Origin of the sequence: Mesorhizobium sp. M8A.F.Ca.ET.161.01.1.1 (assembly GCF_004792105.1) — a bacterium.
Classification (GTDB): domain Bacteria; phylum Pseudomonadota; class Alphaproteobacteria; order Rhizobiales; family Rhizobiaceae; genus Mesorhizobium.
Genome location: NZ_SRTD01000002.1, coordinates 547,798 through 567,415, shown reverse-complemented (window position 1 = coordinate 567,415; position 19,618 = coordinate 547,798). Strand labels below are relative to the sequence as shown.

Genomic DNA, 19,618 nt, shown 5'->3' with positions numbered 1-19,618 from the left:
AGCGAGGGGATCGATCGATGCATGCATTAAAGTCGACAATCATGAGGTTTTTCTGGGCGGGGCTTGTTCTCGCGCTGACACTGCGGCTCGCGGCAGCCGACGCGACGGTGCCGACCGCCGATATCGGGGGCGCCGCCGACAATCAACTGGCCAAGCGCTACGAAGGCTCTTTCATCGTGTCCTACGCAAAGCTTGCCTTTACCGACTTCAGCGTACCGCTGTCGCCCCTGAAGCCAAGCGCAGATCCGGACGCGCGCGACGCCATGAACAATCGCGTTTTCGCGCCGGACAAGAAGGCCGAGGTGGAGGGTGCCCTGACCCGTATCGCCTATGTGCTGCCGGCCGAGCGCTCGCCGCTCGAGGTGCTGCGCAATTATCAGGATGTGATCAAGGCAGCAGGCGGCGAAGTCCTGTTCGAATGCAAGAAGGAGGAATGTGGCGGCGCTGCCGACCGCTCGTCGAGCGGCGGCGGCGGCGACATGAGCCTGACGATGTATTCCTTCCACGAAAGCGATCTCAAGGACGCGGCATTCTCCAATGGCGCTTGCGCGTTGGCTTCCGGCATCAACGACCAGCGCTATTTCTCGGCCAAGGTGCCACAGGACGGCGGCGACGCCTATATCACGGTACAGACCTATTCGTTGACCGACGATCTCTACTGCAAGGAACTCAACGGCCGCACCGTTGCCGTTGTGCAGGTGCTGGAACCCAAGGCGCGCGACAAGAAAATGGTGGTCGTCGAGGCGGCCAAGATGGCGGATTCGATTTCCGCCACCGGCAGCATTTCACTCTACGGCATCTTCTTCGACACCGGCAAGGCGGTCATCAAGCCGGAATCGGAACCAACGCTTAAGGAGATTTCGACGCTGCTGGCAAACGAACCCGATATGGCGGTCATCGTCGTCGGTCACACCGACAATCAGGGCGCCTTCGACTATAATATCGATCTGTCGTCGCGGCGTGCGCAAGCGGTCAAGAAGGTGCTGGTGTCGAAATATGGCATCGACGGCAAGCGGCTGACCGCCGCCGGCGCCGGCATGATGGCGCCCGTCGCCAGCAATGATGACGAGGCGGGCCGTGCCAAGAACCGCCGGGTGGTTCTGGTGAAACTGAACTGATCGTTTAGCCGGCCTTGCGACCCAGTTTCCGAGCAAGGTCGGCCCATGGATCGGCGCTCGGCGCGGCCGGCGTGACGCTCCGGCCCAGCAGCACCGTCGAGGCATCGAACGGCGTCGGCCTGGCGATCCCGTAGCCCTGGGCATAGTCGACGCCGATGGTCTTCAGAGCGGCGGCGATGTCGTCGCTTTCGACGAATTCGGCGATGGTGCGCTTGCCCATGACCTTGCCGATATGGTGGATCATCTCGACCATGGCGCGGTCGATGCGGTCATCCAGCATGTCCTTGACGAAGCTGCCGTCGATCTTGAGGTAGTCGACCGGCAGGTGCTTCAGATAGGCGAAGGACGACATGCCGGAGCCGAAATCGTCGAGCGCGAAACGGCAGCCCAACCCGCGCAGGTCGGCCATGAAGCGCATGGCACTGGTAAGATTGGCGATGGCGCTGGTTTCGGTGATCTCCAGGCAGATCATGGCCGGCGAAATGCCATGGACGAGGAACTGCTCGCGCAGGAAGCCGAGAAACGTCTCGTCGCCGAACGTCGCTCCGGAAAGATTGATGGCGCATGTGGCAATCGGCGGCATGCGCTGATCGGCTTGCCGCGCCGCCAGGATGCGGAATGTATTGCGCACCACCCAACGGTCGATCGACGGCATCAGGCCGTAGCGCTCGGCGGCGGGAATGAAGCTCTGCGGGGTAACGAAGCCGCCGTCTTCATCGGTCAGCCGCAAGAGAATCTCGATATGCGCTCCAGCCTCGGCGACGTCGTCGTTGAGCGGCCAGATTTCCTGGGCATGAAGCCTGAAGCGATCTTCTTCGAGCGCGGCGTGCAGGCGCTGCACCCAGGCCATCTCGCCGAAGCGCTCGCGCAAGGCGACGTCGCCGTCGCTATGGATCTGGACGCGGTTGCGGCCTTTCTCCTTGGCCATGTAACAGGCGACGTCGGCGGCACGCAGTGCCTCCTCGATCGTCACATGCGTATTGGCGATCTGCACCATGCCGACACTGACGCTGGTGTTGAAAGGCCGGCCATCCCAGGCGAAATGCAGCTCCTGCACGGCGGCGCGCAGCCGTTCGGCGATGTCGGCCGCATTGTCCGCCTCGCAATCGATCAGCAGCACGCCGAATTCATCCCCGCCCAACCGGGCCAGCACGTCGCCCGGCCCCAGCTCGTTGATCAGCAGCGAGGAGATCTGGCGCAGCAACTGGTCGCCAGCGGCATGGCCGCACGTATCGTTGACCAGCTTGAACTGGTCGAGATCGAGATACATCAGCGCATGCTGGCGGGCCCCGTCCTGCAATTCGACGATCGTCCGTTCCAGCCGGCTTTCGAAATCACGCCGGTTGGCGAGCCCGGTCAGCGCGTCATGCGAAGCCTGCCAGGAAAGCCGCTCGATATAATCCTCTTCCCGGGTCATGTCGTGGAAGGCCAGCACGGCGCCGACGATCCCACCGGAAACGAGCAGCGGCGCGCCGGTCAGCGCGACCGGAACAACGGAGCCGTCCGGCCGCTGCAGCAATTGCGGACGGGCGCTGGAGCGGCGTGGCTCGCCGGCCAGCAGGCGTTCGATCAATTGAGGCTCTTCGACGCTGGTGTCCTTGTCCACCAGCCGAAACAGCGACGCCAACGGCTTGCCTCTGGCGGAGCCGAACGGGCATGCCAGCAATTTCTCGGCAACCGCGTTCATGTAGTCCAGCCGCCCATCGGGGCCGGTGCTGATGACGGCCTGGCCGATCGAAGCCAGCGTGACCTGGGCGCGCTCGCGCTCGGCGTTGAGCGCCAGCTGGAAGGCCTGGCGCTGCGCCAGAAGTTTGCGGGTGCGCCAGACGGCGAGCAGTATCAGCAAGGCGGCGGTGACGAGATTGGCAAAGGTGAGCAGCATCTTGATGAAGCGCGATCCTTCGCCGAGGCTGTCCGAGAAGGCCTTGGAGAGCGGGCTGATCTCTCGATCGAGTTGATGGATTTGCGTCTTCCAGGCGCTGATCTGGGCCAGGGATGCCGGGGCCTTGCTCAGTTTGTCGTGCATCTCGTCGCCGAGCTGCCGGATGGCGAGGATCATGACATCGGCCGCCGTCCAGTGCCGCACGGCGGCGTCGAGATAGCTGAAGCTACGGAAATTCTGGAACAGCCAGATCATCCCCGCAACGTCGTCCGGGTGGTTCCTGCCGTGCAGAAAGCCCGCGCGTGCAGCCTGGGTGTCGGGCTCGGACTGCTCGAGGGCCAGACGGGCCGAGCGATCGGCCAGTGGAACGGCGATCGCGGCACGATACTCGCTGAAGAATTCCTCATTGCCGGTATCGGCGTAGAGGCTGAGGAAATAGATGGCGTGCTTTTGCCCCTTGGACCACTGGCTTTCGCCGCCGACATAGGCGCGAACCGCCGAAAGCGTATAGAGGCTCAGGCTGGCGACCAGCGCCTGAATGAGAACGACGGCGACGAACGGCCACACAAGCCCGAGAAGGCGGGGGCTTGCGTCGATCGATGACAGCTTCATCGAATTCATGGACGTGCCATGATCCTGTCAGCGCGTCCGTCCGGCTGTTTCATCCGCCGGTTGAGACGATGTTGCTCCCTCATGTCGCTCAGATGGCGACACCAATCCGGGTATCATGAGGGGCTTAACAGCAAATAAATAGTTTCCGGCTGCCGGGAATGACCGAATATTACGCTGCGTCAAGTAACAGCTTCAAGTTGAATCAGTTTGTATTCGAAACCTGGCGGCCCTCTTCCGGCCGTAGCCGCGCGGCTACGGCAGAGCGTCCGCCGCTAGGCTCGCCTGCTCCAGCATGGAGGCATCCTCACCGAAGGCACGGGTGGCACGAGCCGCCGCCTCGAGCAGCGGACGTTTCATGCGCTGCAGGAAGGCTGCGTCGACGCGCGTGCTTGGACCAGCCAGCGTCAACGCGCCAAGCAGCACATGTCCCGGCCCGAAAACCGGCGCCGACACGCCAGCAGTCTCGGGGTCGCGATCGCCCACGGCGAGACAGTTGTAGGTTTTGCGGATGGTTTCGTAGGGTTCGCCCTGCTGGCCGGAAAACGCTGCCAGCACGCGGCCGCCGGAGCCGGCCAGCAGAGGCAATACGTCGCCTTCGCGTATCGTGTAGCGGATCGGATGCTTGGATTCGACCCGATAGAGACAGGTGCGCACGTCTCCCGAGCGGACGTAGAAGGCAACGCTCTCCCAGCTTCGTTCTGAGAGCTCGCGCATGATCGGCAACAGTATGTCGACCGCCACGACCGAGCGCTGGTAAAGCGCGCCCAGCCGAAAGGCGGCGGGCCCGACACGGTAGCGCCCATCGTCGAGGCGCTCGAGCAGGTGGCCGCGCAACAGCGAATTGGCGAGCCGCAGGATCGTGCTTTTGTAGAGGCCGGTGCGCGCCGCGATTTCAGCCAGGCTAAGCGAGCGGTCGACCGTGGTGAAAGCATCGAGGATGGCGATCGCCCGATCGAGTGCGGCAACACCGTCGGCGGACGCTCGGCGGATTTCCACATCGGCTGAGTTGGCTGGTAAGTCCATTGCGGTTCCAAATCGGAGAAGCCCGAGCGGAACCACTCTGTCGCGCCGCTGGAGCGTTCTGTCCAGCAGAATATCGTTCCTGTTGACGGAACGAGGTAAAATCTGCTTGAACTCGATCACGGGTCTGTGAACAGGCGCGTTTTGGCAGGCACCGGAGGAGGTGTCGTGATCTGGAGGAATCCCATGCTGAACAGACGCAGATTTTTGATGAGTACGGCGGCGGCAGGCGCGGCCGGGCTGGTGGCATCGCATTTCTCACCCGCCTTCGCAGAAGGTGCACCGCAAATCCAGGTCTTCGTGCCGGCGGCACCCGGCGGCGGCTGGGACCAGACGGCGCGCACGATGGACCAGGTGCTGCGCAGCGAGAAGCTCATCTCGGGCTCGCAGATCACCAATGTCGGGGGCGCCGGCGGCACGGTCGGGCTGCCGCAGTTCATCAATCAGTGGGGCGGCAAGGGCAATTCGCTGATGGTCGCGGGCATGGTCATGGTGGGTGCCATCATCGCCAACAAGGCAGCCAACAACCTGACCCAAGTCACCCCCATCGCCCGTCTCACCGGTGAGTTCGAGGCGCTGGTGGTGCCGGCGGACTCGCCGTTCAAGACGGCCGCCGATTTCGTCGCGGCTCTCAAGGCCGATCCGACGAAGGTTCCAGTCGCGGGCGGTTCCGCCGGAGGCTCAGACCACATCCTGTTCGGCCTGATCGCCAAGACGGTCGGCGTTCCGGCCCCCAGCCTTTCCTACGTGCCGTTCGCGGGCGGCGGCGAGGCCTTGTCGGCGTTGCTCGGTAACCAGGTCGCGGCCGGCATTTCCGGCTTCGGCGAGTTCTCCGAGCAGGTCAAGGCCGGCGCGCTCAGGCTGCTCGCCATTTCGGCCGACAAGCGCCAGGACGGCATCGACGCGCCGACGCTGAAGGAAGCCGGCATTGATGTGGAACTGTTCAACTGGCGCGGCGTCTTCGCGCCACCCGGCGTTTCCGATGCCGACAAGGCGGCGATGATCACGCTGGTCGAGACCATGGCCAAGAGCGATGCATGGGCGAGCGAATGCAAGAACCGCAACTGGACGTCCATCCTGCTCACCGGCGACGATTATGCGAAATTCGTCGCCGAGGATTCGGCTCGCATCGAGGCCATCCTCAAGGATCTCGGTCTCGCCTGATTTTTCCCCAAGGGGCGGCTCGCTCCGCCCCTCATTTTTCAATCGCAGCCGACCGTAGGGAGGCGATCGGTCTAAAGGTGAAGGTACGGTGCAGGCTGGCTGCGGGCTGCCGCCGGTCTCGGCCATAACGGGGAGGACGTTCATGAGCACCATCAACCAGCCGGCGGCGCCCCCACGCCTTGCCGTACCGGAATTGTCGATCGGCATCGGCCTTCTGGCCTGCGCCGGGGCTGTCGCCTGGCAGACGCTGGCGATCCCGGTGTCGCCGCTCTATTCCAAGGTCGGTCCGACTGTCTTTCCCTATCTCACCATGGTCGGCCTCGTGGTGCTCTCCCTGCTGCTCATCCTCGCCGCACTTCGCGGCGGCTGGCAGCCGGAGGAGGAAAAGGAAACTTCGACCGACTGGAAGGCGATGGGCTTCGTCGTCATCGGTCTTCTGGCCAATCTGGTGCTCATCCAGCCGCTTGGCTTCACCGCCGCATCGGTCATCATGTTCGTTCTGGTCTGTTACGGCTTCGGCAGCAGGCACACGCTGCGCGATGTACTTACCGGGCTGGTGCTGGCGCTGGCGGCTTATTTCGGCTTCGCCAAGGCGCTCGGCGTCAACATCGGCGCCGGCTTCATCGAGAACCAGTTGAATACGGTGATCGACGCCTTCACCAGCACGCTGGGAGGCTGAGACCGTGGAAACGCTCGGCCATCTCGCACACGGTTTTGCGGTCGCATTCTCGCCGACCAATCTTTTGTGGTGCCTGCTCGGCACCACGCTCGGCACGGCCATCGGCGTGTTGCCTGGCCTCGGGCCGGCACTGACCATCGCGCTCCTCTTGCCGATCACCTACCAGGTGGCGCCGGAGGCGTCCTTCATCCTGTTCGCCGGCATCTATTACGGCGCCATGTATGGCGGCTCGACGACGTCGATCCTGCTCAACACGCCAGGCGAGAGCGCAACCATCGTCACCGCGCTGGAAGGCAACAAGATGGCCCGCTCCGGCCGCGGGGGCGCCGCGCTCGCCACCTCGGCGATCGGCTCGTTCGTCGCCGGCACGCTCGGCACGCTGGGCGTCGCCTTCCTGGCGCCTGTCGTGGTCAAGTTCGCGCTGGCCTTCGGCCCGGCCGAATATTTCTCGCTGATGGTGCTGGCCTTCATCACCGTTTCGGCGGTGCTTGGTTCATCGTCGGTGCGGGGTTTGACCAGCCTGTTTGCCGGCTTCGTAATCGGCATGATCGGCGTCGATCTGCAGACGGGCCAGCCGCGCTTCACCTTCGGCATGACCGAACTGCTCGACGGCGTCGACGTCATCATCGCCGCCGTCGGCCTGTTCGCGGTTGGCGAGACACTTTACATGGCCTCGCGCCGCTATGCCGGCAAGGACGAGATCGTGCCGCTGAAAGGCTCGCTCTACATGACGGCGGCCGAATGGGGGCGTTCGTGGAAAGCCTGGCTGCGCGGCGCCGCGATCGGCTTTCCGATCGGCGCCATGCCGGCTGGCGGCGCAGAGATCCCGACCTTCCTGTCCTATGCGATCGAAAAGAAACTGTCGAAGCACAAGGAGGAATTCGGAACGGTCGGCGCCATCGAAGGCGTTGCCGGGCCCGAGGCCGCCAACAACGCGTCCGCGGCAGGCGTGCTGGTGCCGATGCTGACGCTCGGTCTGCCGACCTCGGCGACGGCGGCGATCATGCTGTCGGCCTTCCAGAGCTACGGCATCAATCCCGGGCCGTTGCTCCTGACGACACAGGCCGACCTTGTCTGGGGCCTGATCGCCAGCCTGTTCATCGCCAACGTCATCCTGGTCATCCTCAATTTGCCGCTGATCGGGCTGTGGGTGCGGCTGCTGAAAATCCCGGCACCGCAGCTTTATGCGGGGATTCTGGTGTTCGCCACTGTCGGCACCTATGGCATCTCGCAGTCGCCGATCGATCTCGTCATCCTCTATCTCCTGGGGGCCGCGGGCTTCCTGATGCGGCGCTTCGATTTCCCGACCGCGCCCGTCATCATCGGCATGATCCTGGGGCCGCTCGCCGAAACCCAGTTCCGCCGCGCGATGACCATATCGAACGGCGACTGGTCGGTGTTCTACAAGCATCCGCTGTCGCTGACCTTGCTGACGCTCGCCTTCATCGGCCTTGTCGGGCCGCATGTCTGGGCCTTCATCGAGCACCGGCGCCGGCGCGGGCCCGAACATGTGCCGGGCGATGCCTGAGCGATTTGAAAAGATATGACAGACCTGCTTTCCGGTATCCGCGTCCTCGACCTCACCAATGTGCTCGCCGGGCCTTACTGCGCCTATCAGCTGGCCTTGCTGGGAGCCGACGTGATCAAGGTCGAAGGGCCGCAAGGCGGCGACCTGGCGCGCCAGCTCGGCGGTTCGCCAAAGCTCAACGGCGCCGGCATGGGCGCGTCGTTCCTGGCGCAGAACGCCGGCAAACGGTCCGTCATGCTCGACCTCAAGCAAGAGGCGGATCGCGAGCGCTTCCTCGACCTGGTCGCCAGCGCCGACGCGCTGGTCGAGAATTTTCGCCCCGGCGTGATGAAGCGCCTCGGCCTCGGCTACGATGTGTTGAAGGCTGTGCGGCCCGGCCTCGTCTATTGCGCGATATCGGGTTTCGGACAGAGCGGGCCGATGCGCGACAACCCCGCCTATGACCAGATCGTCCAGGGCCTTTCCGGGATCATGAGCATAACCGGCACGCCGGAAACCGCGCCGCTGCGCGTCGGTTATCCCGTTGCCGACACGCTGGGAGGGTTGGTCGGGGCGTTCTCCATCGCCGCCGCACTGGTCCGGCAGAAGACATCGGGCGAGGGCGCGTTCCTCGACGTGTCGATGCTCGAATGTACGCTTTCGGCACTTGGCTGGCCTGTCTCCAACTATCTGACGGCAGGGGTCGATCCCAAGCCGATGGGCAACGAGAATATGACCGCGGCTCCCTCCGGCGCCTTCCGCACCGGCGACGGGCTCATCAACATCGCCGCCAACAAGCAGGAGCAGTTCGTGACGCTGTGCCGGCTGATCGGACGGCCGGAACTGGCATCGGACCCACGCTTTGCCGAGCGCGAGACGCGCAAGAAGAACCGCGCGGCGCTCAAGGTCGAGATCGAGGACGCTCTGGCAAGCGCTCCGGCGGCGGTTTGGGAAGAGGCGCTCAATCGAGCCGGCGTGCCGGCGGGCAGGGTCCTGACGATCCCGCAAGTGCTAACCGAACCACAAGTGCTCGAGCGCCAGGTGACGGCTCGTTTCGAGGATGTGGCCGGCATGGACGGGCCACTCACCGTCCTGCGCGGCGGGTTCATGGTCGACGGCACGGCACCGTTGCCGACACGGCCGCCGCCGGTGCTGGGCGAGCACATGGACGAGGTGTTCGCCGGCCTGCCACCGCGCGCCAAGGCAAAGGCCAGGGCATGAGCGGCGTGGAGAAGAAAACAGGCCGCGAGCGCGGCGAGGAATGGTGGCGGACCGGCATCATCGAGATGAGCCCCGGCATGATCCGGCTGCGCGGCTACGAGATCCAGGACCTGATCGGCCGTGTCAGCTTCCCCGCGATGATCTGGCTGATGCTGCGTGGCGAACTGCCCAGCGAGGACCAGGCGGCACTGCTCGGCATCGCTTTGGGGGCGGCCGTCGACCATGGGCCGCAGGCGCCGTCGATCGCCATCGCCCGCATGGCGGCAACCTGCGGCGTCGGCATCAACAGCGCCATGGCCTCTGCCATCAATGTGCTTGGCGACGTGCATGGTGGAGCCGGCGAGCAGGCGCTTTCCCTCTATGGCAATATTGCCGTGGCGCTCGAGGGCGGGATTGCCCTCGACGAAGCGGTCTCGACACGCCTCGACCGGTTCTTCGCGGAGGAAGAGGGCTACGTGCCGGGGCTTGGCCATCGCTTCCATCCTGTCGATCCACGCGCGCCGCGCCTGCTGGAACTGGTCAAAGATTTTGCCGCGCATGGCGTCGTCAATGGACGGTACGCCGACATCGCCGAGGCGGTCGAGGCCGATGTCGCGCGGCGCAAGGGCAAAAAAATCCCGCTCAACATCGATGGCGCCACCGCCGTCATCTACGGCGAACTCGGCTTTCCGCCGCCGCTGACGCGTGGCCTCTTCCTGCTGTCGCGGTCTGTCGGCATCCTGGCGCATGCCTGGGAGCAATCGCAGCAGGCCGAGCGGAACAAGGGGCCGCTGCCGCGCGAATGGCTGTGGGCCTATAGTGGCCCGCCGGCGCGGCCGGCTCCTGGGGACGAGGGCATCGAGAATTGAGGCTTATGGCCGCACGAGCGTCGTGGGCTCGGGCAGCGTCAAGGTGCTCACCAGCGTCGAGAGATCGGGCTCGTCGATGAGCATCGCGGCGTCGGCCGGCGCCAGCCATGCCCGCTGCCGCCGTTTGGCTTCCTGCCAGTCGGCGAGCTCTTCCGTCACTTCCAGCAGAAACACGATGACGTCGACGCGGACAAAGCGGTTGGCCAGGCGTTTCCAGTAGGAATAGGTGCCCGCCGGCCGCTTCAGCGTCTTGCCACGCACGCCGGCTTCCTCCAGCGCCTCGATAGTGGCTGCCTTGCGCCCGCTCTTGCCTTTCATCGGCCACCCCTTGGGCACGATGAAGCGTCTCGTCGTTCTCGACGTGACCAGCATCACCTCGATGTCTCCGCGCGCGTTCAGCCGAAAGGGAATCGCCGCCACCTGGCGGATCCTTTCGCCTTTCTTGGCCTGGCGTACGGCCTTTTTCTTGGTGGCTGCCATCTTAACAATCCAGTCGCTGCAATGCCCCTTAGCGTGATGCGATGCCTTTGCAAAATCCAAACGACCGCGGGGGCACCCAAAGTGCCCTATCATGTAAGTCGGCTAAATAAAAGAAGGTGCCGTCTGTCAGCGGCAGGTGCTGACGGCGGTGTTGCCGATTATCTGCGTCTGGCAGCTCGGCCTGACCTGCGGAACGACAGGCGGCGGCTGCTGGACGATGACGCGATCCTGGGCACGATACTGCTGTTGCTGCTGCTGAAATTGCTGCCGCTGAACCTGGTTCTGCAAGGCCTGCAGATCATTCTGCTGGATGATCACATTGTTTCTGGCCGCTGGATTGATCACCTGCGCGGAAGCGGGCGATGCAAAGCCAGCGGAAGCCGCCCCAGCCAGCACCGCCAATGCGAAAATCATCGATGAACGACGCATGCACACCCGCCCATTCCTGCAAAAAATCTCATCACGACGGATATATAGGGTGTTTGTCCGGCGATGCCATGGCGAGAATGGTGATCGCCCTCACACCAACCGCACCCGAGTACTGACTGCCACCTAGTCCCGGGACGCAGATTGCCGTCATATGACGACTATGAAAAGCAGATGGCCTTGGTCAGTGTCCCTTACGTAAGTTTTCGGTTCCTTCTGGCGCAAGTTTATGTATTCTAATTGAGCCAGTACTTCACAAGCGGGACTGCGGACTGCTGGCCTCAATGTATTGAACCTTATTGCAAAGTGCCGGCATTTTATTGCGTGGACTGACCGTGGCGGGGGCGCCTAACTCAAGGAGGGATTGGGAGCGCCTGCTCTAAGGGGGCTAAGTGCATGGCGTTGTTCTCAAGGCGCTCTTTTGAGTGCGCGGATTTTGAGTGCGCGGATTTTGACGGCGAAGCGGTCGGACGCCGTTCCTTTATGCCGATCCTGGCGGGAAGCCGACTTCCCCTGGTTGCAGAATCTCCGGTGGCCGGAAACCCTCGTCTGGCAGTGATGGCAGCGCGGCTGACCCTGTTGCTTGGCGCCACGGCTCTGAGCGGTTTTGCCCTTCTCCACACAAGCCCGGTCCATGCGCAGGTCGTGATCAATCACGACGGTGCGCCCGGAGACAACGGCGCAAATGTGATCGGCGATGCCGATGCGGACGACGGCCATCCACCCACCGGACCGGTCAACTACACAAATAATGATCCGCAATCGAGCGTCGGCAGCGCGTTTGTCGGCAGCGCCGTTGGCGGCAGGGGCGGCGATGGGGGCTCGACCGTCGAGCCAACCATTGTCCCTCCCTTCTTCGAGGTCGATGGCGGCAATGGCGGCAACGGCGCCAAGGGTGGCGTCGTCGATATCACGAATACGGCCCAATTGCAGACCAGTGGCACCTCCGCGAGCGGCATCAGTGCAAATGCAAGCGGCGGCGATGGCGGCAATGGCGGATTTGCCTTCCATCTGCTGCTGATCAACGGTGGAACCGGTGGCAGGGGCGGCGACGGCGGCACCGCGACCGTGACGACCACATCGACCAGCAACATCACAACGACAGCGGACCTGGCGAACGGTATCACCGTCAACGCCAGTGGCGGCAATGGCGGCAATGGCGGCACCGCCGTCGGCGGCATCGGATCCGGCAAAGGTGGAGATGGCGGTTCCGGCGGCAATGGTGGCTCGGCGTCGGCGGACAATGCAGGCGACATTCACACGCAAGGTGCCTTTGCAAAGGGAATCCTGGTTCGTTCGGCCGGTGGCTCCGGCGGCGACGGAGCGCAGGGAACCGGAATTATCAACGGTGGCGGTGGCAATGGCGGCGTACCGACCATCGGCGGCTCGGCGGATGGCAAGAATTCCGGAAACATCACCACGATGGGCGACTTCGCCAGCGGTATGGTCATCCAGTCCGTCGGCGGCGGTGGCGGAGATGGCGGCGGAGCCTTCGGCTTCTTCGGCGGCGGCGGCTCGGGCCAAGACGGAAACAATGGCGGCACAGCGACCGGCACCAACACGGGTTCCATCACCACCAACGGCGTCGGCGCCATCGGCATGCTGGTTGAATCGGTCGGCGGTGGTGGCGGCGACGGCGGCGGCGCGATCGGATCGATCGCACTCGGCGGATCCGGCGGCGGCGGCGGCAAGGGCGGCAGTGTCTTCGGCAATCTCGGGGGCTCGATCAAGACCGGCGCCGACGGCAGCGGCGACGGCGCGATCGGCATCGTCATCCAGTCGATCGGCGGTGGTGGCGGCAATGGCGGTTTCGCCATCGCCGGCGGCCCGGTGATCGCGGTCGGCGTCGGCGGTTCCGGCGGTGCGGCCAGCAATGGCGGCGACGTCAACGTCCAGCAGGCCGCCGGCGGTCCAACGGTCGAGACGAGCGGAATCTCTGCCATCGGCATACTGACGCAATCGGTGGGCGGCGGCGGCGGCAATGGGGGCGGCAGCTATACGGTCAGCGGAGCGGTTTCGGCCTCGATTGGCGGCAAGGGTGGCGCGGGCGGCGCCGGCGGTAACGTCATCTACAATGTCGGCACCTCGCATGTGACGACGCATGGCACCGACTCGACCGGCATCCTGACCCAGTCGGTGGGTGGCGGCGGCGGCAATGGCGGGTTTGCGTTGTCGATCTCCGCGCTTATCTCGGTCGGCGTCGGAGGCGAAGGCGGCCCGGGCGGCAAGGGCGGCACGGTCAACATGACGACCGGCGGCAGCGTCGAAACATTCCAGGATCGCTCCGCCGGCATCATCGCGCAGTCGATCGGCGGCGGTGGCGGCAATGGCGGCGGCAGCGTCGCAGGCAGCGCCGGCGTCAGTGTCGGCATCGGCAGGAAAGGCGCCGGCGGCGGCACCGGCGATGCGGTCACCTTCAACGGCACCCAGTCCGATGTGACGACGCATGGCGCGGATTCGGCCGGCATCATCGTGCAGTCGGTTGGCGGCGGCGGCGGCAATGGCGGCTTTTCGATCGCCGTCTCGGCCATCGTTTCCGTGGGCGTTGGCGGCAGTGGCGGCGCCGCCGGCGATGGCGGCGTTGTCGATGCGCGTTCCAATGGCAGCGTGACAACGTCCAACGATCGGTCGGCCGGCATCATCGTGCAGTCCATTGGCGGCGGCGGCGGCAATGCCGGCGCGGTGATCAGCGGCAGCCTGGGCGTGAATGTCGGCGTGGGCGGCAGCGGCGCGGGCGGCGGCAAAGGCATGGCCGCCAGCTTCTTTACGGACAATTCCGTCGTCAAAACCGCGGGCGCCGATTCGATCGGTATCCTTGTCCAGTCGATCGGCGGCGGTGGCGGCAATGGCAGCTTCGTCGGTGGCCTCGGCTTGGCCGCGTCTGTCGGCATCGGCGGCAGCGGCGGCGTTGCGGGCGACGCCAGTGCGGTCAAGATCACCGACAATGGCGGCTCCGTCACCACGACACGCGAGCGGTCTTCGGCCATGGTGGCACAGTCGATCGGTGGTGGCGGCGGCAATGGTGGCGGCGTCGTCGCGCTCGGTGCCGGCGTCAACATCGGCATCGGCGGAAAGGGCGCAGGCGGCGGCGTTTCCAGCACGGTCGACGTCATCAACGCAGCCGCACTCAGCACCGGGGGCTACCAGTCGCACGGTATCCTGGCACAATCGATCGGTGGCGGCGGCGGTTCGGGCGGCTTCAGCGTCGCCTTGGGTGGCCCGTCCTTGTCGCTGGGCGGTACCGGCGCCTCGGCGGGCACGAGCGAAAAGGTGTTTGTCAACAACTCCGGCAAGATCGATACGGGTGGCGACCTGTCCAACGGCATCTTCGCGCAGTCGGTCGGTGGGTCCGGCGGCGACGGCGGCTTTGCCGTGGCCGGCGGGCTTTTCGCAGCCGTCGGCATCGGCGGCGCGGGCGGCGGTGGCGGCGCGGGTGGCGTCGTCGAGGTTATCAACAACGCCAACATCACAACCAAGGGCGCGCTCTCGAATGGCATACTGGCGCAGTCGGTCGGCGGCGGCGGCGGCAATGGCGGCAGCACCGGGGCCGTTGCCGTTGGCGCGTTCGGCGCGGCCGGCGTGGCGCTTGGCGGCGGTGGCGGCGACGCGAATCTAAGCAAGGAGGTCACGGTCACCCACAAGGGCGACATTCATGTGGCGGGAGCCGGCTCCAAGGGCATTCTTGCTCAGTCAGTCGGCGGCAGCGGCGGCAATGGCGGCAATGCCTATTCCGGCGCCTTCAGCGGCGGCCTTTATTTCTCCGCCGCCGTGGGGGTGTCGATTGGCGGCACCGGCGGCGACGGCGGCCCTGGCGGCAAGGTTACGGTCAAGGCGGACGGCAACATCATTGCCGATACCGATGCGGTCGGATCGGGCGGCATCGTCGCGCAGTCGATCGGCGGCGGCGGCGGCAATGGCGGGCGGGCGACCACAATCACCGGCGCTGTCAGCACCGACGCCAGTGTCAGCCTGGGTGTTACGGTTGGCGGCTGGGGCGGCGATGGCGGCAGAAGCGACCTGGTGACGGTCGACACCGGCCTGAACGGTGGCGGCAGCATCGTCACCAGTGGCTATCAGGCGGTCGGCATTCTTGCCCAATCGGTCGCCGGCAGCGGCGGCAATGGCGGCGATTCCTGGGGGGCGGCCGGCGGTTACGGCAACGATGTCGCCATCAATGCGACGGTCAGCATCGGCGGCGGTGGCGGCGACGGCAATGTCAGCGATGACGTGCTCGTCCACAACGCCTTGACGGTGCAAACCGCCGGCGACATGAGCGCGGCCATCATGGCTCAGTCGATCGGCGGCGGCGGCGGCAATGGCGGCTCGACCAATGGCGCGACCGCCGATCTCGGCGGCGGCGAGGGGGTCAACGTCGCGGTCAATGTCGGTGTCGGCGGCGGCGGCGGCACAGGCAATACTTCCGGCGCGGTCGACGTGATCAACAGCGGCAACCTGACGACCACGGGCGATTTCTCCTCGGGCATCGTCGCGGAGTCGCTGGGCGGCGGCGGGGGCATGGGCGGCGCGAGCAACGCCAAGGCGTTCCATCTGGGCGGCACCAGCGAGACGAGCGTCACCGTCAATGTCGGCATCGGCGGCAAGGGCGGGTCCGGAAACGATGCGGCGATGTTCCGCCTTGATGGCGGCGGCAATGTCATCGGCGCCGGCGTGCATGTCGACAATTCCGGCGTGATCCGGACCCGGGGTTTCAATTCGATAGGCATACTAGCCATGTCGGTCGGCGGCGGCGGCGGCGGCGGCGGAGCGGCCTCGACCGACGAGGAGATTGTCGGTGGCGGCAGCGAGGGCGAGACATCCGTGGGCATCGGCGCGGCCATCGGCCTTGCCGCCGGCGGCGCCGGCAATGGCGGCACCGTGTCGGTCACCAACCGGAGCCTGATCGTCACAGACGGCGCCGATTCCTACGGCATCTCAGCCAACTCCATCGGCGGCGGTGGTGGCGTCGGCGGTTCGGCGACATCGGGCGTTCTCGGCAAATATGCCATCGGCGGCGCGCTCGGCGGGGCGGGCGGCGGCGGCGGCAGTGGCTTCGAGGTCGACGTTTTCAATCTTGGGACGGCCGAAATCTGGACCAAGCAGGAGCGCTCGATCGGCATCTTCGCGCAGTCCGTGGGTGGCGGCGGTGGCGCCGGCGGTGCCGGCGAGAGCACCGGAAAGACCGATGACTCGGAAGTCAGCGTCAATCTCTCGCTCGGCGGATCGGGCAAGGTCGGCGGCGACGGCGGCAGGATCGTCGTCGAGAACAGCGGCTACATCCACACCGAGGCGGCCTATTCGCACGGCATCATGGCGCAGTCGATCGGCGGCAGCGGCGGCGTCGGCGGCGCTTCCGGCACTTCGGCCAAGGACTCCAATGTGGCCATTACGCTCAGCCTCGGCGGAGCCGGTGGCGACGGCGGCAAGAGCGATTTCGTTCATGTCACGAACTTCGACACGGGCGAGATTCTGACCAAGGGCGACAATTCCTATGGCATCTTCGCGCAGTCGATTGGCGGCGGCGGCGGTGCCGCCGGTGCCGGTTCGACCGAGACGGGCAGCGCCGAGACGTCTGTGTCCCTGGCAATCGGCGGCCTGGGTGGAGTAGGCAGCCGCGGGGGTGACGTGACGGTCGACAACCACGGCAAGATCACCACCCTGGGCTACCTCTCGCACGGTATTTTTGCGCAGTCGGTCGGTGGCGGTGGCGGCGCATCGGGTGCCGCGGCCAACACCTCGAAGGCCGACATGACGATCGGCGGCGCGGCCTCGTTGCCAAGCGGCGACGGCTCCAATGGCGGCCATGTCATCGTCAACAATGACGGCGCCATCGAGACCTGGAAGGACGGCGCGCTCGGCATCTTCGCCCAGTCCATCGGCGGCGGCGGCGGTTATGGCGGCGTGGTGTCAGCAGACACGGCAGGCGATGAATCGGTCGCCCTGCAGCTTGGCGGCTTCGGCGGCAATGGCGGTAATGGCGGGCAAGTGGATGTCACCGTTTCCGGCACCATCATCACCCATGGCGAACGCGCTCATGGCGTGGTCGCGCAATCGGTCGGCGGCGGTGGCGGCTATGGCGGTGACGCCAAGGGCAAGAGTTCGAACGCGTTGGCCATTGGTGGTGTCGGCGGCAAAGGCGGCGATGGCGGCGACGTCACCGTCATCCGCACCGGCACGATCACCACCACCGGCAAGGATTCGATCGGCATCATCGCGCAGTCGGTGGGCGGCGGCGGCGGCATCGGTGGTGCGGGCTTCGGCCGCTTTGGCGCCGACGACGATGGCGGCGGGCCAAATGCCATCGGCTTCAACACGCCCGGCGGCACCAAGGGCACCGGCGGCAAGGTGACCATCATCCAGTCAGGCGCGATCGAGACCGATGGCGACCGTGGCCACGGCATCGTCGCCCAGGCGGTTGGTGGCGGCGGTGGCGCCGGCGGCACCGATTCGCTCGGCATGGGCCAGTCGGCCGCGGGCTCGCAAGGTGGTGTCGGCGACGCCGCGGCGGCATCCGCCAGCACCGACAGCCGGGTCTGGGTGAAGGGCGCGAGTGCCTATGCCATGTTCGGGCAGAGCGCGACAGGCAATGGCGACGCCCATGCGGTCGACCTGACGGCGGGTGACAGCCTGTTCGCACAAGGCGCGGATTCGGTGGCTGTCTATGGCGAGAGCACGGCCAAGGGCGCCAAGGGCAACATCACCATCAACCTCAATGGCCAATATACGATCGGTGGGGCCGGAACCGGTGTCGCGGCGATGCTCGTCGGCGGCGCCGACAACACGCTGACCAACCACAGCCTGCTCTACGCGATGGGGGCGACGCCGACTTTCGAGATCCAGGCAGCGCAGTTCCAGGCGTTTCAGGCTTTCCTGCTTGCGCCCGGCCCGGTGGTGCCGACAAACGCGATCCTGGAATCGCTGCTGGACGATTTCAGTCCGCTCGCCATCACCGGCACATCGGGCGATGACCATGTCGACAATTCCAAGGCGGCCGACACGTTGGGACGCGTCATCGGCAACATCGATCTCGGCGGCGGCAACAACAGCTTCCACAATTTCGCCGATTCCTCGATGGTCGGCCTCAAGACCATCGATCTCGGCGGCGGGCTGTTCACCAATGATGGGTTCTATACCAACCAGGGCATCGGCGTGGTTGCGAAAGTGGATGTCGGCGGCGGCTTCAAGCAGGTTCTCTCCGGCGACTTCGTCACCGACGTGGACCTCAACAACCAGATCACCGATGCGCTGGCGCTGACAGGCGCTGGCGACTTCAACGGCGAGGCTCCGTTGAACTTCCTCACGATCGACAAGCTGTTCACCGAATATGTGGTGGCCAAAGGTTCGGCGATGACCGATTCCGGCATCGAGGCGAAAACCCTGCATCCGGCAGTGGGCTTCAACTTCCAGTTCAAGGTGGATAACGGCACCGATCTCGTTCTCTACGCCGACAATCCGACCTTCCTCGAACTGGCGCAGGATCCCGGTTCCGGCACCACCGATCCGGGCGTGTTCCAGTTGGCGCAGTATCTCGACGACGTCGAGGCGGCATCGACCCCGGACAATCCGATGGCGCGGTTGATCAACATGCTGCGCTTCCTGCCCAATGAGCAGGAACTGGGCGCCGCGCTGACGCGACTGACGCCGCACTATGCGGTGCATACGTTCGATATGATCAACCGCGAGGCCGACATCATGTTGGAAACGGCGCGCGAATGCACCGGCGTGCCGTTCTACAAGAACCTCGACGGCCGCTGCATCTGGGCGACGATCAGTCCGCAGGCCGAATACAGTCGCGACGCGGGTGCCGGGACCACCAGCCGCGACGACGTCCTGAAGACCATGTCGCTTGGCGGCATCGGCGAGGTCGGCCAGAACTGGTCGCTCGGCGCCACCATCGGCCGTACGGAATTCGACTCCAAGATCGACGCCAACGGCGAACCGCTGTCGCAAACCACCGGTGAGGCCTGGCAGGCCTATGCGCTGGCGAAGTACGCCAACAAGAATTACTTCATCGACTTCGCGCTCGGCGGCGGCACCGGTTCCTTCAAGGGCGAGCGCGATACCCATATCGATCCGGCGTTCTTCATTCCCGGCGAAACGCTGATCGGCGATTATCTGGACGAGGAAATGCTGCCCGGGATCGGCAACAGCGTCACCTACACGCAGAAGACCGCTCAGTTCGGCGGCTCGGCACGGCTTGGCTTCACGCAACAGATGGGCGCGTTCTACCTGCAGCCGACCTTGCAGTTCGATGCGCGCTGGCTGCGTGTTTCGGGAAAGGAAGAGGGGTCGGCTGCCGGTTTCAACTTCGACGGATCGGCGGACACCTTCTATGCGGCGACGCCGGCGCTCGAAATCGGAACCGACATCGCACTCAGCGACATTGCCAGCCTTCGCCTCTATGGAAAGGCTGGGGTGGAGTTTTCAACCAAGGAGTGGGAGATCGAAGGACGCTTCGCGGCTGCGGAGAATCTGCCCGGCAACCCGGCATTGCACTTGACGGAGGCGATCGATTCGCCGCTCTATCGGGTCGGCGCCGGCCTTGAGTTGAATGGCGTCAATGGCGTCGGCATGTCCGTCAGGTATAGTGGCGCCTTCGGGGAAACGGTCAAACAGAATGCAGTCAGCGCGTCTCTCAAGGTCAGTTTCTAGGCTGGCTCGAGG

The 19,618-nt window shown here is 65.2% G+C and carries 11 protein-coding genes; 7 read left to right on the top strand and 4 right to left on the bottom strand.

The annotated features are described in order from the left end of the window. The first annotated feature begins 17 nt into the window (after positions 1-17). Positions 18-1,118, top strand: coding sequence for an OmpA family protein (locus EN804_RS07710; protein ID WP_245464303.1), 1,101 nt, complete (start codon positions 18-20; stop codon positions 1,116-1,118). Positions 1,119-1,122: 4 nt separating this feature from the next. On the opposite strand, the gene EN804_RS07705 is transcribed toward EN804_RS07710, so the two are convergent. Beyond that, positions 1,123-3,621: an EAL domain-containing protein gene (locus EN804_RS07705; protein WP_135914994.1), complete on the bottom strand. Its 2,499-nt coding sequence runs from the start codon at positions 3,619-3,621 to the stop codon at positions 1,123-1,125. A 243-nt stretch (positions 3,622-3,864) separates the two neighbouring features. Beyond that, on the bottom strand, positions 3,865-4,635 hold the full coding sequence (locus EN804_RS07700) for an IclR family transcriptional regulator (RefSeq protein WP_135919041.1): 771 nt from the start codon (positions 4,633-4,635) through the stop codon (positions 3,865-3,867). 183 nt (positions 4,636-4,818) lie between these two features. On the opposite strand from EN804_RS07700, the gene EN804_RS07695 reads away from it, so the two are divergent. The 5 genes from EN804_RS07695 (at position 4,819) to EN804_RS07675 (ending at position 10,051) form a co-directional block, all read left to right on the top strand. Continuing rightward, positions 4,819-5,796 carry a tripartite tricarboxylate transporter substrate-binding protein gene (locus EN804_RS07695; protein ID WP_127277127.1) on the top strand — a complete coding sequence of 326 codons (978 nt, stop codon included), beginning with the start codon at positions 4,819-4,821 and terminating at the stop codon, positions 5,794-5,796. Between the two features lie 142 nt (positions 5,797-5,938). Then, a complete protein-coding gene (locus EN804_RS07690) occupies positions 5,939-6,475 on the top strand; it encodes a tripartite tricarboxylate transporter TctB family protein (protein WP_135865714.1) in 537 nt (178 codons plus the stop codon). A 4-nt stretch (positions 6,476-6,479) separates the two neighbouring features. Continuing rightward, entirely contained in the window at positions 6,480-8,003 is a 1,524-nt protein-coding gene (locus tag EN804_RS07685; RefSeq protein ID WP_127277132.1) for a tripartite tricarboxylate transporter permease, read from the top strand. A gap of 15 nt (positions 8,004-8,018) precedes the next feature. Then, positions 8,019-9,203: a CoA transferase gene (locus EN804_RS07680; protein ID WP_135865712.1), complete on the top strand. Its 1,185-nt coding sequence runs from the start codon at positions 8,019-8,021 to the stop codon at positions 9,201-9,203. Next, on the top strand, positions 9,200-10,051 hold the full coding sequence (locus EN804_RS07675; RefSeq protein ID WP_135919040.1) for a citryl-CoA lyase: 852 nt from the start codon (positions 9,200-9,202) through the stop codon (positions 10,049-10,051). The genes EN804_RS07680 and EN804_RS07675 overlap by 4 nt, the downstream gene beginning before the upstream one ends. 3 nt (positions 10,052-10,054) lie before the next feature. Here the strand turns inward: EN804_RS07675 and EN804_RS07670 are convergent, their stop codons facing one another. Together EN804_RS07670 and EN804_RS07665 are read right to left on the bottom strand one after the other, a co-directional pair. Continuing rightward, entirely contained in the window at positions 10,055-10,531 is a 477-nt protein-coding gene (locus tag EN804_RS07670; protein WP_127869974.1) for an NUDIX hydrolase, read from the bottom strand. A 126-nt stretch (positions 10,532-10,657) separates the two neighbouring features. Beyond that, on the bottom strand, positions 10,658-10,945 hold the full coding sequence (locus tag EN804_RS07665; RefSeq protein ID WP_245511698.1) for a hypothetical protein: 288 nt from the start codon (positions 10,943-10,945) through the stop codon (positions 10,658-10,660). Positions 10,946-11,488: 543 nt separating this feature from the next. On the opposite strand from EN804_RS07665, the gene EN804_RS07660 reads away from it, so the two are divergent. Beyond that, positions 11,489-19,606 carry an autotransporter outer membrane beta-barrel domain-containing protein gene (locus EN804_RS07660; protein WP_281404921.1) on the top strand — a complete coding sequence of 2,706 codons (8,118 nt, stop codon included), beginning with the start codon at positions 11,489-11,491 and terminating at the stop codon, positions 19,604-19,606. The last annotated feature ends 12 nt before the right edge of the window (positions 19,607-19,618 follow it).

Coding starts and splice junctions, on each gene's coding strand:
- EN804_RS07710 (WP_245464303.1), top strand. CDS start 18: ATGCATGCATTAAAGTCGACAATCATGAGGTTTTTCTGGGCGGGGCTT.
- EN804_RS07705 (WP_135914994.1), bottom strand. CDS start 3,621: ATGAATTCGATGAAGCTGTCATCGATCGACGCAAGCCCCCGCCTTCTC.
- EN804_RS07700 (WP_135919041.1), bottom strand. CDS start 4,635: ATGGACTTACCAGCCAACTCAGCCGATGTGGAAATCCGCCGAGCGTCC.
- EN804_RS07695 (WP_127277127.1), top strand. CDS start 4,819: ATGCTGAACAGACGCAGATTTTTGATGAGTACGGCGGCGGCAGGCGCG.
- EN804_RS07690 (WP_135865714.1), top strand. CDS start 5,939: ATGAGCACCATCAACCAGCCGGCGGCGCCCCCACGCCTTGCCGTACCG.
- EN804_RS07680 (WP_135865712.1), top strand. CDS start 8,019: ATGACAGACCTGCTTTCCGGTATCCGCGTCCTCGACCTCACCAATGTG.
- EN804_RS07675 (WP_135919040.1), top strand. CDS start 9,200: ATGAGCGGCGTGGAGAAGAAAACAGGCCGCGAGCGCGGCGAGGAATGG.
- EN804_RS07670 (WP_127869974.1), bottom strand. CDS start 10,531: ATGGCAGCCACCAAGAAAAAGGCCGTACGCCAGGCCAAGAAAGGCGAA.
- EN804_RS07665 (WP_245511698.1), bottom strand. CDS start 10,945: ATGATTTTCGCATTGGCGGTGCTGGCTGGGGCGGCTTCCGCTGGCTTT.